Below are 13064 nucleotides of genomic sequence, written 5' to 3'. Positions count from 1 at the left end.
GGGCCCCTCGGTCAGGCGGTGGTGCCGAGCTGCTCGGGGAGCACCTCGTGCCCCAGCGGGGCGCCGGCGGCGAGACGCTCCACCTCGCCCACCGCGAGGTCGCCGAGCCGGCGCAGCTCGTTGCCCAGCGAGCCGGCCACGTGCGGCGTGAGCAGCGCCCCGGGAGCGTCCCACAGGGGATGGTCGGCGGGCAGCGGCTCGGGGTCGGTGACGTCGAGCACGGCCCGGAGTCGCCCCGACACCACCTCCCGCGTCAGGGCCGGGGTGTCGACGAGCCGGCCCCGGGCGGTGTTCACCAGGGTCGCCGCGTCGGGCATGAGCGCGAGCTGGCGCGCGCCGATCATCCGGTACGTCGCCGGCAGGTCGGGGGCGTGCACGGTGACCACGTCGCTCGCCCGCGCGAGGTCGTCGAGCGACGCGGCCGTGGCGCCGAGGGCCCGCGCCCCGTGGGCGTCGACCCACGGGTCGTGCAGCAGCACGTCGACGTCGAACGGGGCCAGCAGGCGCATCACCTGGCGGCCGATCCGCGACGCCCCGACGACGCCGACCGTCAGGCCGTGGTTGCCCAACGGGTCGGGCAGGGACCACCCGTCGAAGCGGCGGTGGGCCGCGAAGGCGTCGGCGGCCTCGAGCACCCGCTTGCCCGCCAGCAGCACCGTCGCGAGGGTGTACTCGGCCACGGGACGCGCGTTCGCGGCCGCCGCGCTGGACACGCGCACGCCGCGCGCCCAGAGCTCGGGGGAGACCAGCGGCTTCACGGACCCGGCCGCGTGGACGACGGCGCGCAGCCGCGGCGCGCGCCGCAGCAGCGCGTCGTCGAGCCGTGGCGCGCCCCAGCCGGTGAGGAGCACGTCCACGTCGCCGAGGACCTCGCCGGCCGCCTCCCGGGGGGTCTGGCGGGCGAGCACGTCCGGGGTGAGCACGCCCTCGGCCACATCGGCCACCGCGCGCAGCCGAGTCACGGCGGCGGCGTCGAAGAGCTCCGGCACGAGGTCGGCGTGGCGCACGGCGAACGCGGCGCGCAGCCGCGTCACGACGCCGCCTCGTGCATGCTCGTCTGGCCCGTAGGACCCGTCTGTCCCGTCGGGACGGGGTCGACGCGGCCGTCCGGCCACCACACCTCCACGGCGGCGGGCGGGCCGCCGTCGGTGCCGCGCCGCACCCGCACCGTCGGCACCGGTCGGCGCCGAGCGCCGTCCTCGCCCGTCAGGACGACGAGCGCGGCGACCACCTCGCCCGCGGCGACCGGCGCCGACGTGCGCAGCCAGGGGACGGCCGACGTCGCGCCGAACGGGTCCGACCCGTTCCGGCGCACGGCCCCGACGGTGTCCAGCGGGGTGCCCGGCGGGGAATCGGTGCCCGGGGCGTCGACGTCCCGGACCTCCACGCGCAGTGCGCGCAGGTGCGAGGACGTGCCGTCGTCGCGCACGACCCGGACCAGGCTTCCGTCGCGGTCGGCGCTGCGCTCGACGTGCAGCGCGCCGTCCTTCGCCGCGGCGAGCGGCCACCCCCCCACGTGCAGCCGCCAGGGTCCGGCGTCCGCGGGCCACGCGGTGTCCCGGTCCAGGTCCTCGGCCGTGGTGCCCGGCGCCGGCGCCCGGCCAGGGACCGCCGTCGCGGCGGGCGCCCACCACGCCAGGCGTACCTCGTCCGGGCCGCGCACCACCGACGCGGTCGTGAGCACCGGACCGAGCCGCAGGCCGGCCCACCCGGCGTCGTCGCCCGGTGCGACGGCAGGTCGCGCACCGGCCGGGTCCTCGTCGTCCGGCGCGCCACCGGGGACGTCGAGCCAGCAGACGCGGGACCGGGACACCGCGACGGCGTCGTCCAGGTGCACGCGCTCGACGGCGTCGCGGTGGGACGGCACGCCGCGCGCGTCGAGGAGCGCGGTGTGCGAGTCGAGCGGGGCGGCGACGTCTCCCGCCCCGAGCTGCGGCGACGTCGTCCCGGAGTAGGCGAGGCGCCGGTAGAACGGGTCGTCCGCGCGGGGGGTCAGCGCGTGCTCAATCGCCCGGTCGGACCCGTGGTTGAGCAGTCGCACGACGCCGTCGGCGGGCGTCGCGCTCACCAGCCAGCCGGGCGCCCGGAGCGCCACGGCGTGCGCCTCCTGCCAGGCCTCGGGGAGCTCCGGCGTCGCCGTCCAGACGGGGTGGTCGGCGCCGAGCAGCAGGCCGAGGAAGCCCTTGCTCGCCCAGTACGGCGACGAGCCGCCGGTGTAGAGCTGGCGCACGCGGTCGTACCGGCGGTGCCAGCCGACCGGCAGCAGCCCGCGGTCGTCGACGGCGCCCGCGGCGTCGAAGTGCTCGGCCACCGCGGCGGCCAGCGCGCGGGTGGCCCCGGGGGACAGCGGCGTCGCGTCCGCGATCGCGCCCGCCCAGAACGGTGCGAGCACGGCGTGCCGGTAGGTCACCGAGCGCCCCTGCAGCATCGGGGCCCCGCGCGAGCCCACCAGGTGCCGGGCCTGGTCGAGGTAGGCGCGCAGGCGGTCGGCGTGCAGGGCGTCGAGGGGGCGGCCCTGGATCCGGGCGTGCAGCAGCGGGTAGACGTGCCACGCCCACCCGGCGTAGTGGTCGAAGTTCTGCCGGCGGCCACCGCGGCCGCGGCCGTCGGAGTACCACCCGTCGCCTACGTACAGGGACTCGGCGGTCTCGGCGTTGTGGTCCAGGTCGGCCTGCTCCCACGGGCCGCCCACGCTCGCCAGGAACGCCTCGATGACGTTCTGGAACCACAGCCAGTTGTTGGTGTACCCGCGGGTGCCGACCACGCCGGCGAGCCAGTCGACCGTGCGCTGCCGGGTGGTCTCGTCGAGCCGGTCCCACAGCCAGGGTCGCGTCTCGGACAGCCCGATCGCCACGGACGCGGCCTCCACCACGGCCTGCCGGCGCTCGTCGACCCGGGGCCAGCGCTCGGCGCCCGCGGGGTCGGTGCCGTGCCGCAGCCCGTCGGCGTACCGCTGGAGCAGGCCACGCGGGTCACGACCGTCCTCGCCGCGCAGGCGGAACGCCGCGAGCAGGAACGTCCGCGCGTACCCCTCGAGCCCGTCGCTCCAGGTGCCCGACCCGCTGACCGGCCCGGGCAGCGTGATCAGCGCGCCGCCCGGCGAGGAGTAGGGACGCACCGCGTCGAGCAGGCGATCGGCGGTCGCGAGCCACCGCTCGCGGGTCCAGCGGCGCGCGGGGGCGAGGCGGGGGTCGGACGTCGCGACACCGGGGCTTCCCGTGGCGTCCGTCGTGCTGGAGGTGCGGGGCGGCGTCGCAGCGGGTGTCACCTCGGCATCCTCGCCCAGGCGCGACCGCCCGCGGAAGGCCTGATCATTTTCGATCATCCCCGGACACTCGGCGCGGATCGTCCGCTACCTTGCTGCCCGACCGACCCGCGCGACGACGACGGAGAGCCGCCATGCACCTGCCCACGGCCCGGCACGAGTACCTGCTGCGCGAGGTGGAGCTGCGGGGGAGCGTGCGCTCGGCCGAGGCGGCCGCGGCGCTCGGCGTGGCCGAGGTGACGATCCGCCGCGACATCGTGGAGCTGGACCGCGCCGGGCGCCTGGCGCGCGTGCACGGCGGCGCCGTGGCGCTGCGCTCGGCGCGCGAGCCGCAGGCCGCGCGCGTGCTCGTGGGCGTCGTCGTGCCGAGCTCCACGGTGCACTTCCCGCCGCTCGTGCGCGGCATGGAGGCGCTGGCCCCGAGCCTGCACGTCCGCCTCGTGCTCGGCGTCTCGCACTACCGACCCGAGGTGGAGGCCGCCCAGGTGGACCGGCTCGTGGGGCTGGGCGTGCAGGGGATCGTGGTGGCCCCCACCACCCGGGACCGGTCGCCCGAGGAGCTCGCCGCGTGGCTCCGTTCGGTGCCCGTGCCGGTGGTCGTCGTGGAGCGGCGCGTCGACGGGCTCACCGCCCTGAGCGAGCTCGACCAGGTGCGCTCCGACCACGCCCACGGTGCCGTGCTCGCCGTGGAGCACCTCGCCAGGCTCGGGCACCGCCGCGTCGGCCTGGCGGTCTACGACCGGACCCCGACCGCCCCGCACGTGCGCGAGGGCTTCGCGACCGCGGTCGCCCGCCTGGGCGTCGAGCCGGGACCGGACGTGTCCCTGCCCAAGGGCGAGGGCGACCCGGCCGGGCTCGAGCGCGAGCTGGCCGCCCTCCTCGACCGGTGCCGCGAGACCGGGACCCGCGCGGTCCTCGTGCACACCGACGACCACGCCGCCCGGCTGGTGGAGGCGGCCCTGGACCGCGGGCTGCGCGTGCCCGAGGACTTCGCCGTCGTGGCGTACGACGACGAGAACGCGGAGCTCGCCGTCGTGCCGCTCACCACCGTCACCCCGCCGCGCCGCGAGCTGGGCCGGGAGGCGCTGCGCGTGCTCGTCGGGCGGATCGTGGGGGACGAGGGCGGCGAGGTGCCCGGCGCGCAGGGCTCGCCCCGGCACGTCGCGCTGCTGCCGCGCCTCACCGTGCGGGGGTCGTGCGGCGCGCGCACGGCGTGACCGCGCTACAGCTCCTTGGGGAACGTCAGCACGACCACCGTGGACACCACGAACAGAACCGCGGCGACGCCGAGCAGCCCTCGGCGGGCCGCGCGGTGGGCCAGCTTGGTGCTGAGGGCGGCGAACAGCGCGACCGACGCGAACAGGATCGACGTGAGCACGTAGTTGTCGCCGTTCTGGTTGGCGCGGCGGGCCGTCGCCGACAGGTCCTCGGCCCGGTCCAGCTCGGCGTCGGCGCGCGCCTGCGCCTCGAGCCGGTACTCGGGCATGAGGAACGGCGTGCGCGGCGCGTCGTCGACGTGCAGCGGGTCCGTGGCGAGCCACGCGTCGAACGCGGGCACCATCTCGGGCCGGAACCGCGTGTACAGGAACTCGGACTCCGTGCCGTCCACCGGCTCGTACGACCCGTCGTCGCCCAGCCCCGAGTCCTTGCCCACCCGGGTCTCGGCGGCCACGGCGTCGATCCAGGACGCGAACGCCGTCACGTCCATCACCGTGAGCTGCCCCGCCTCGGTGGACGCGCGCGTGGACTCGGCCCGGGCGGCCCCGGCGGCGGCGTAGCTGTTGGCCTGCACGCCCGACCACTTCGTGGCCTGGAACGCCGACCACGCCGTGACCACGGTCGCCAGGGCGAGCAGCACCGTCGCGGCGAGCTCGACGCGCCGGCTCACCGTGGACCCGGCGCCCGTGCTCCGGTCGGCCTCGTCACGCTGCGTCATGGTCGCGCCCTCCGTCCCCCGCGCGGCGCACCCGGTCGTCGCCGCGGTCCGGCTCATCGTGGCGGATGACCTGCGGCTTCGCCCCCGGAAGCGGGACCGCGTGGGGACGGGGTGACTTGCGCCGCCCGGCATGCGGACCGTCCGCAGCGGTGCCACAGTGTCCGCAGGACGGGCACGGGACACGACGTCCGCGGCGCCCACACCCCGTCCGACAGGCCGACCGAGAGGCAGGACATGCGACCCACAGGACCCGTGGAGCTCGTGCTCATCGAGTTCCCCCGGAGCGACTTCAAGGGCGAGATCATCGCGGAGCTGGGGCGTCTCGTCGACGCCGGCACGATCGACGTGCTCGACGCGCTGGTCGTGCGCAAGGGCGACGACGGCTCGGTCGAGTGGCTCGAGGCGAGCGACAGCGGCGCCGAGGAGCTGGCGCGCATCGTGGGGGAGCCCGCCGGCCTGCTCGCCGCCGACGACGTCGACGACATCGCCGACGACCTGGCGCCGGGCTCCGCGGTGGGGATGCTCGTGTTCGAGCACACGTGGGCCCGCGGCCTCGGCGCGGCCGTGCGCGGCGCGGGCGGGCAGGTGCTCGACTGGACGCGCGTGCCGGCCGAGGCGATCGACGCCCTCACCGAAGAGATCGAGAAGGAGAACTGACATGCCCCCTCTGCGACGGATGGGCCGGCCCGGGCTGATCGGCACGATGGCCCGCACGGCGGTGATCACCGGGACGGCGAACGCGACCAGCAGGGCGATGAACCGCCGTGCCGCCTCGCGCGAGCAGCAGCAGTACGAGGCCCAGCAGTACCAGGCGCAGCAGGCGCAGGAGCAGGCCTACGCGCAGCAGCAGGCCTACGCGCAGCAGCAGGCGCAGCTGCAGGCCCAGCAGCAGGCGCAGGTCGCACCGGCCGCGCCCGCCGGGGACGACCTCATCGAGAAGCTCAAGCAGCTCGGGGACCTCAAGGCGGCGGGCGTGCTGTCCGACGCCGAGTTCGCCGCCGCCAAGGCCAAGCTGCTCGGTTGACCGAGCACCGTCGTCCGCGACCCACGCACCCGCAGGAGCAGCAGTGACCGCCGTCGACACCGAGGACCCGACCACGCGACGCCCGTGGGCGCGGTTCCTCGGTGTCTGCGCGCTGCTCGGCATCCCGGTGTCGGTGGCGGCGTTCCTGTTCCTCGCCGTCCTGCACGAGCTGACCCACCTGGTGTGGGAGACGCTCCCGGAGGCGTGGGGCTTCGACGGCCCGCCCTGGTGGTGGCCGCTGCCGTGGCTGGCCGTCGCCGGCGTCGCGGTCGGGGTCGCGGTGCGGTCGCTGCCGGGGCACGGCGGGCACGTGCCCGTCGACGGGCTGAGCCTCGGCACGGTGCCCGCGTCGTACGTGCCCGGGGTGCTCCTGGCGGCCCTCGCCGGCCTCCCGCTCGGCGTCGCGCTCGGCCCCGAGGCGCCGCTGCTGGCGATCGGCGCCGCGCTCGCCCTGCTCCTGGTGCGGCCGTGGGACGACCGGCTCGGGGACCCGGCGCGGCAGGTCCTCGCGGTGGCGGGTTCCGCCGCGGCGCTCTCGGCCATCTTCGGCAGCCCCGTCGTCGGGGCGGTGTTCGTCGTCGAGGCGTCGGCGCTGACCGGGCTGGCCGGCGCACGCCTCGCGGCCGTCGTGCTGCCCAGCCTCGCGGCGTCCGGCGTCGGCGCCCTCGTGTTCACCGGCATGGGCACGTGGACGGGCCTCGAGATCGCGTCGCTGGCGCTGCCCGACGTCGACGCCCCCGCCCGGCCCGACGTCGGCGACGTGCTGTGGACCCTCCCGGTGGCGGTGGTCGTCGCCGTCCTGGTCCGCCTCGTGCACCGCCTGGGCGAGGGGGTCGCGCGGCGGGCGGCGTCCCGCCCGTTCACCGCGGCGGTCGTCGGGGCGCTCGTGGTCGCCGTCTGCGCCGCGGCCTACGCGCTGTCCACCGGTCGCTCGCCCGAGGAGGTCGCGCTGTCCGGGCAGGCGCTGCTCCCGACGCTCGCGGCCGACCCCGCGGCGTGGGGAGCGGGCGCGCTGGTCGCCCTCCTCGTGCTCAAGGGCGTCGCCTACGCGGTGTCCCTCGGCACCCTGCGCGGCGGCCCGATCTTCCCCGCCGTCCTGCTCGGTGCCGCCGCCGGCGTCCTCGCCGCCGACCTGCCGGGGTACGGGGCGGTGCCGGCCCTGGCGGCCGGCATGGGCGCGGCCACCGCTGCGACGCTGCCGTTCCCCGTCTCCTCGACGGTGCTGGTGGTCATGCTGCTGGGGGCGGGCGCGCCGGCGATGGCCCCCGTCGTGATCGTCGCCGTCGTCGTGGGCTACACGACCGAGCAGTTCCTGCTGCGGCCGCGCCGCGAGGCCAGGGACCGGGCGCGCGCGGCGGCCACCTGACCCGCCGCGCCGCGCGGCGTCACTCCCCGGTCGCGCCGTCCAACGCCTCGCGCAGCAGGTCGGCGTGGCCGTTGTGCCGGGCGTACTCCTCGATCATGTGCACGAGGATCCAGCGCAGGCTGAACGCGCCCTCGCCCGGCCGCCTCGACTCGCGGGCCGACGTGCCGTCGAGCCCCGAGCCCGGCGCGGGGGCGGCGAGCGCCGCGTCGATCGACCGGTCGGCCGCCGCCACGGCCGCGTCGAACAGCGAGCGCAGCTCGTCGGGGGCGTCGTGCGCGGCGCTGTGCCACTCCCAGTCCGGGTCGGCGTCCCAGTCCGCCGCGTCGAACGGCGGCATCGCGGCGCCGCCGTCGAACACCTGGAGGAACCAGTTCGACTCCACGAACGCCAGGTGCTTGAGGAGGCCGCCGAGCGTCATCGTGCTGGGCGGGAGCGTGGTGCGCAGCTGGTCGGCGTCGAGCCCGGCGGTCTTCCGGCGCAGCGTGTCGCGGTGGTAGTCGAGGAACGCCCGCAGCGTGGTGACCTCGTCCGCGCGCAGCGGCGGGTCGACGCGGTCGTCGGGGGTCGCGGGGGGCTCCGGCGCCGCGAGCCGGTACGCACCGTCGTCCAGGGCCGCGCGCACCGCCGCGGCCGTGGCCGAGGGCTCCTCGTGGCTCGTGTCGCGGGCGTGCGGCTCGAGGTCGCCGAGGTCGGCGAACGCGGCGTGCATGCTGCGCACGGCGGCCGGGTCGCGCAGCTCGGCGTCGGCGCGGCCGGTGGCCCGTGCGAGCGTGGCGTCGAGGTCGGGGCGCAGGACGACGTACGCGAGGTCCCAGCCCTCACGGACGGCCGCCGCGCGGAACGGGGCCAGGAACCACGGGCCGACGACGCCGTCGAGCACGACGTCGTAGCCGCCGCGGGCGTAGGCGCTCGTCGCGGCGACGACCGCCTCGGCGACCACCTCGTTCTGCCGCTGCGACCCGGTGAGGTACGGCGGCACGAACCCGGAGACGATCGACCGGTAGAACGTGTCCGTCGTGAGGTTCACGGTGGGCCGCGCGGCGTCGGCGGTCAGGAGCGCCGCAACGGTCGTCTTCCCGGCGCCCGGGGGGCCGGTGAGGATGGTGATCACCCGCGGACCCTAGCGGGACGACGGCCGTGCGGTCGCGTCCTTTCGGCTCGCCCCGGTCCCGCGGGGTCCTTCGAGGTCAGGCGCCCGCGAGCTCGCGGGCGCGGCGCAGCACGGCGTCGAGCATGGCCGGCGTGAGTCGGCCGGTGAACGTGTTCTGCTGGGAGACGTGGAAGCAGCCCAGCACGGTGAGGGCGGCTCCGTCGTCCGGCGCGCCGTCGTCGGACCGGCGCGCGAGCGTCACCTCGGCGCCGTGGGCGAACCGCGGCCGCGGCCGCGGCACGTCCCAGCCCTGCTCCGCGAGCGTGGTGAGCAGCGCCTGCCAGCCGATGCCGCCGAGCGCGATCGCGACGCGGACGCCGGAGCCCACGAGCTCGAGCTCCCGCGCCAGGTAGGGCGCGCAGCGCTGCCGCTCGGAGGGGGTGGGCTTGTTCGCCGGCGGCGCGCAGCGGACGGGGGCGGTGACGCGGATGTCGCGCAGCTCCAGTCCGTCGTCCGCGGCGACCGACGTGGCCTGGTTGGCGAACCCGGTGCGGTGCATGGCGGCGAAGAGGAAGTCGCCGCTGCGGTCGCCGGTGAACATGCGGCCCGTGCGGTTGGCCCCGTGCGCCGCGGGCGCGAGGCCCACCACGACGACGCGCGCGGCCGGGTCCCCGAAGCCGGGGACGGGGCGCCCCCAGTAGTGCTCGTCGCGGAAGGCCGCCCGACGCTCGCGGGCGACGTCCTCGCGCCAGGCGACGAGGCGCGGGCAGGCGCGGCACTCCACGAGGTGCGCGTCGAGCGCCGTCAGCGTCGGCGCGGTGCGCGCGGCGGTCGGGTAGTCGGGGGAGTCGGGCGGCGGGACGGCGGGCACCGGACCATCGTGGCGCACGACGGCGGACGGCGCGCACCCCCGGGACGCGCGGCGGCCCGCCGTCCCCGGGTCGGGGAGGGCGGGCCGTGCGGGTGGCGCCGGGGCGACGCGGCGGGGGTCAGACCGCCGGGTTGAGCCGGCCGCGGGCCGGGGTGGCCGTGGCGGCGGGCACGGTCGCCGTCGCGACGGCGGGCTCCGCGGCGAGGCGGCGCAGCGACCAGCCCATAAGGCCGACGAGGACGCCGAGGCCCATCACCAGGGCGCTCACCCCGTAGGCGACGACCGAGGTGAACAGCGACGCCCGCAGGAAGGAGGCGTTCATCGCGGTGGCGCGCAGCGGGTCGTCCTGCTCGAGCTGGGCGTAGGTCTGGCCGCCGGTGGCCTCGAGCGCGTGCTTGTCGATGACCTGCGCCTGGGCGTACGCGGTGAGCGGACCGTCCACCGTGGCTCCGCCGAGGAACGCGGCGTCCTCGGAGACGGTGATGTCCTGGGCGGCGAGCTGCGTGCTCACGGTGGCCCACGTGGCGGCTCCGGCACCGATCATCAGGATGCCGGCGATCAGCGCGACGAGGCCGACGATGCGAACCGGTCGCTGGGTGGTGCGGGTGGTGGTCATGGTCCCCTCCGGGTCCGGGTCGCAGGGTGTGCGGCCGGTCTGGACTGCGCCGGGTCTGGCGCTGCCTCTATGGTATGACCACAGCGCCTGACCTGCACCGACGATTCTTGTGAAGTCCTTCACAAAGATTCTCGGGGCGACGGACGGCGGTCGGCGGGACCGTCCCGGTCGCGCGGGCGCCACGACCGTGGTGATCTGGACGACGGCCGGGCGGCACGGGGCCGGCCGGCGCCGAAGGGGGAGAAGCATGAGCGAGAGCTCGGGTCTGGGCGGCCTGTTCGACAAGGCCAAGGACAAGCTCAAGGACCTCGCCACCGACGAGAACATCGACAAGGCGGCGGCCGAGGTGAAGAAGCGGACGCCGGACAACGTCGACGGCTACGTCGACAAGGCGGCCGCGGAGGCCAAGAAGCGCAACGACGACGGTCCTGCCGCCCGGCCGGGCACCTGACCGGTCGGCCTGCGCCCCGCGCGACGGCGCGTGGCGCGGGCCCGGGCCGCACGGATGAGTACGATCGTGGGGCGTCACCGATGGTGGCGCCCCACGACCGTGCCCGGTGTCCCCGACCCCGGGCGGTCCCGCCCAGGCGCTGCCCGTGCCCGTCCGCAGCGCCCACGACCCGCAAGGAGCAGCACGTGTCCGACGTCGCCTCGCCGATGCCACCGAACCCCGACGACGCCACCCAGGACACGGTGACGGTGCAGACGCCGACGACGGGCACGGACCTCTTCGCGGACCGCAAGGACGTCGTCGTGATGCGCGTCGGCGGCGAGCTGCTGGACCTCTCGCGCGAGCTCGCACCCGGCACCGTCGTCGAGCCGGTGACGATCGGCTCGCCCGACGGCCTCGCCGTGCTGCGTCACAGCGCCGCGCACGTGCTGGCCCAGGCGGTGCAGCAGGTCAACCCCGACGCGAAGCTCGGCATCGGCCCGCCGGTGACCGACGGCTTCTACTACGACTTCGACGTCGCGACGCCGTTCACCCCCGAAGACCTCAAGGCGCTCGACAAGGCGATGGCGCGCATCATCAAGGAGGGCCAGACCTTCCGCCGCCGCGTCGTCACGGAGGACGAGGCGCGCGCCGAGCTGGCCGACGAGCCCTACAAGCTCGAGCTCATCGGGCTCAAGGGCGGCTCGTCGGACGAGGACGGGTCGTCGGTCGAGGTCGGCGGCGGCGAGCTGACGATCTACGACAACGTCCGCGGTGCCGGGCGCGAGAGCGAGACCGTGGTCTGGAAGGACCTGTGCCGCGGGCCGCACCTTCCGTCGACGAAGCTCATCGGCAACGGCGTGCAGCTCATGCGCAACGCCGCCGCCTACTGGCGCGGCAGCGAGAAGAACCCGATGCTGCAGCGCGTCTACGGCACCGCCTGGCCCAGCAAGGACGAGCTGAAGGCGTACCTCGAGCGCCTGGCCGAGGCCGAGCGTCGCGACCACCGCCGCATCGGGTCGGAGATGGACCTGTTCTCCTTCCACGACGAGGTCGGCTCGGGCCTGCCGCTCTTCCACCCGAAGGGCGGCGTGATCAAGCGGGTCATGGAGGACTACGTCCGCCAGCGCCACATCGAGGAGGGCTTCTCCTACGTCGGCACCCCGCACATCACCAAGGAAGAGCTCTTCTACACGTCGGGCCACCTGCCGTACTACGGCGACACGATGTTCCCGCCGCTGGACCTCGAGGACGTCGGCGACCACGGGCGCTACCGCCTCAAGGCGATGAACTGCCCGATGCACAACCTCATCTTCTCGAGCCGGGGCCGCTCCTACCGCGAGCTGCCGATCCGCCTCTTCGAGTTCGGCTCGGTGTACCGGTACGAGAAGTCGGGCGTCGTGCAGGGCCTCACGCGCGTGCGCGGCCTGACCCAGGACGACTCCCACTCCTACGTCACCCCGGAGCAGGCCCCCGCCGAGGTCAAGCACCTGCTGGACTTCATGCTCTCGGTGCTGCGCGACTTCGGCCTGGACGACTTCTACCTCGAGCTCTCCACGCGCGACGACAAGAAGAAGGACAAGTTCGTCGGTACGGACGAGGACTGGGCCAAGGCCACGTCCGTGCTCGAGGAGGTCGCGGTCGCCTCGGGCCTCGAGCTCGTCGCCGACCCGGGCGGCGCCGCCTTCTACGGCCCCAAGATCTCCGTCCAGGCCAAGGACGCGATCGGCCGCACCTGGCAGATGGGCACGGTGCAGTACGACTTCAACCAGCCCCAGGGCTTCGGTCTGGAGTACACCGCGGCGGACGGCACCAAGCAGCAGCCGGTGATGATCCACTCGGCCAAGTTCGGGTCGATCGAGCGGTTCATGGGCGTCCTCATCGAGCACTACGCGGGGGCGTTCCCGGCCTGGCTCGCGCCCGTCCAGGTGCTCGCCGTGCCCGTGGCCGAGGCGTTCGACGGCTACCTCAAGGACGTCGTCGCCCAGCTCACGGCCCGCGGCATCCGCGCGGAGGTCGACCTGTCGGACGACCGCTTCGGCAAGAAGATCCGCAACGCGTCCAAGGAGAAGGTGCCCTTCGTGCTCATCGCCGGAGGCGAGGACGTCGAGGACGGGGCCGTGTCGTTCCGCTTCCGTGACGGCAGCCAGGAGAACGGGGTGCCCGTCGCCGACGCGATCGAGCGCATCGTCGCCGCGGTGCGCGACCGCGTCCAGGTCTGAGCGGGGCGGGCATGACCGGCCACCCTCAGGAGCACGAGGATCACGACGGGATCGGCGCCGACGTGCCGGCGACCGTCCCGGCGGCCGACTTCGGCCCGCCCGAGGACGGGCTGCAGCGCCTGTGGACGCCGCACCGCATGGTCTACATCGGCGGGCAGGACAAGCCCGCCGACGGCTCGGTGGCGCAGTGCCCGTTCTGCCGGATCCCGGCGGGGGGGGGGGGGGGGGGGGGGGGGGGGGGGGG

At 75.8% G+C, this 13064-nt stretch carries 12 protein-coding genes and 1 pseudogene; 7 read left to right on the top strand and 6 right to left on the bottom strand.

Going from position 1 to position 13064, the window contains the following annotated elements:
- Positions 1 to 11 precede the first annotated feature (11 nt).
- Both ACQP60_RS06515 and ACQP60_RS06510 read right to left on the bottom strand, forming a co-directional pair.
- Positions 12 to 1034: a hydroxyacid dehydrogenase gene (locus ACQP60_RS06515; RefSeq protein ID WP_429729566.1), complete on the bottom strand. Its 1023-nt coding sequence runs from the start codon at positions 1032 to 1034 to the stop codon at positions 12 to 14.
- On the bottom strand, positions 1031 to 3268 hold the full coding sequence (locus tag ACQP60_RS06510) for a DUF2264 domain-containing protein (protein ID WP_429729563.1): 2238 nt from the start codon (positions 3266 to 3268) through the stop codon (positions 1031 to 1033). The genes ACQP60_RS06515 and ACQP60_RS06510 overlap by 4 nt, the downstream gene beginning before the upstream one ends.
- A gap of 131 nt (positions 3269 to 3399) precedes the next feature.
- Here ACQP60_RS06510 and ACQP60_RS06505 point away from each other — a divergent pair, with 131 nt between their 5' ends.
- Positions 3400 to 4482, top strand: a complete 1083-nt coding sequence (locus tag ACQP60_RS06505) for a LacI family DNA-binding transcriptional regulator (RefSeq protein ID WP_429729560.1) — start codon at positions 3400 to 3402, stop codon at positions 4480 to 4482.
- A 5-nt stretch (positions 4483 to 4487) separates the two neighbouring features.
- Here ACQP60_RS06505 and ACQP60_RS06500 read toward each other — a convergent pair whose 3' ends face one another.
- Positions 4488 to 5201, bottom strand: a complete 714-nt coding sequence (locus ACQP60_RS06500) for a hypothetical protein (RefSeq protein WP_429729557.1) — start codon at positions 5199 to 5201, stop codon at positions 4488 to 4490.
- 234 nt (positions 5202 to 5435) lie between these two features.
- Here ACQP60_RS06500 and ACQP60_RS06495 point away from each other — a divergent pair, with 234 nt between their 5' ends.
- Genes ACQP60_RS06495 through ACQP60_RS06485 form a run of 3 tightly spaced genes read left to right on the top strand, consistent with a single transcriptional unit; the run spans position 5436 to position 7591 of the window.
- On the top strand, positions 5436 to 5858 hold the full coding sequence (locus tag ACQP60_RS06495) for a DUF6325 family protein (RefSeq protein ID WP_429729554.1): 423 nt from the start codon (positions 5436 to 5438) through the stop codon (positions 5856 to 5858).
- A gap of 1 nt (position 5859) precedes the next feature.
- A complete protein-coding gene (locus ACQP60_RS06490) occupies positions 5860 to 6225 on the top strand; it encodes an SHOCT domain-containing protein (RefSeq protein ID WP_429729551.1) in 366 nt (121 codons plus the stop codon).
- A 43-nt stretch (positions 6226 to 6268) separates the two neighbouring features.
- Positions 6269 to 7591 carry a chloride channel protein gene (locus ACQP60_RS06485; RefSeq protein WP_429729548.1) on the top strand — a complete coding sequence of 441 codons (1323 nt, stop codon included), beginning with the start codon at positions 6269 to 6271 and terminating at the stop codon, positions 7589 to 7591.
- A 19-nt stretch (positions 7592 to 7610) separates the two neighbouring features.
- Here the strand turns inward: ACQP60_RS06485 and ACQP60_RS06480 are convergent, their stop codons facing one another.
- From ACQP60_RS06480 to ACQP60_RS06470, 3 genes are all read right to left on the bottom strand, one after another.
- Positions 7611 to 8702 (bottom strand): mycothiol transferase, encoded by a 1092-nt coding sequence (locus ACQP60_RS06480; RefSeq protein WP_429729545.1) that lies wholly within the window; start codon positions 8700 to 8702, stop codon positions 7611 to 7613.
- A gap of 76 nt (positions 8703 to 8778) precedes the next feature.
- Positions 8779 to 9552 carry a uracil-DNA glycosylase gene (locus ACQP60_RS06475; RefSeq protein WP_429729542.1) on the bottom strand — a complete coding sequence of 258 codons (774 nt, stop codon included), beginning with the start codon at positions 9550 to 9552 and terminating at the stop codon, positions 8779 to 8781.
- Between the two features lie 118 nt (positions 9553 to 9670).
- Positions 9671 to 10168 carry an aromatic ring-opening dioxygenase LigA gene (locus tag ACQP60_RS06470; protein ID WP_429729539.1) on the bottom strand — a complete coding sequence of 166 codons (498 nt, stop codon included), beginning with the start codon at positions 10166 to 10168 and terminating at the stop codon, positions 9671 to 9673.
- 247 nt (positions 10169 to 10415) lie between these two features.
- Between ACQP60_RS06470 and ACQP60_RS06465 the strand changes: the two genes are divergently transcribed.
- From ACQP60_RS06465 to ACQP60_RS06455, 3 genes and pseudogenes are all read left to right on the top strand, one after another.
- On the top strand, positions 10416 to 10619 hold the full coding sequence (locus ACQP60_RS06465; protein WP_429729537.1) for a hypothetical protein: 204 nt from the start codon (positions 10416 to 10418) through the stop codon (positions 10617 to 10619).
- Between the two features lie 206 nt (positions 10620 to 10825).
- Positions 10826 to 12820: a threonine--tRNA ligase gene (gene thrS / locus ACQP60_RS06460; RefSeq protein ID WP_429729980.1), complete on the top strand. Its 1995-nt coding sequence runs from the start codon at positions 10826 to 10828 to the stop codon at positions 12818 to 12820.
- Between the two features lie 11 nt (positions 12821 to 12831).
- A pseudogene (locus ACQP60_RS06455) lies at positions 12832 to 13064 on the top strand (hypothetical protein); the annotation flags it as partial.

This window comes from Isoptericola variabilis (assembly GCF_050311655.1).
Lineage (GTDB): Bacteria > Actinomycetota > Actinomycetes > Actinomycetales > Cellulomonadaceae > Isoptericola > Isoptericola variabilis.
This window is presented reverse-complemented; position numbering and strand designations above follow the sequence as displayed.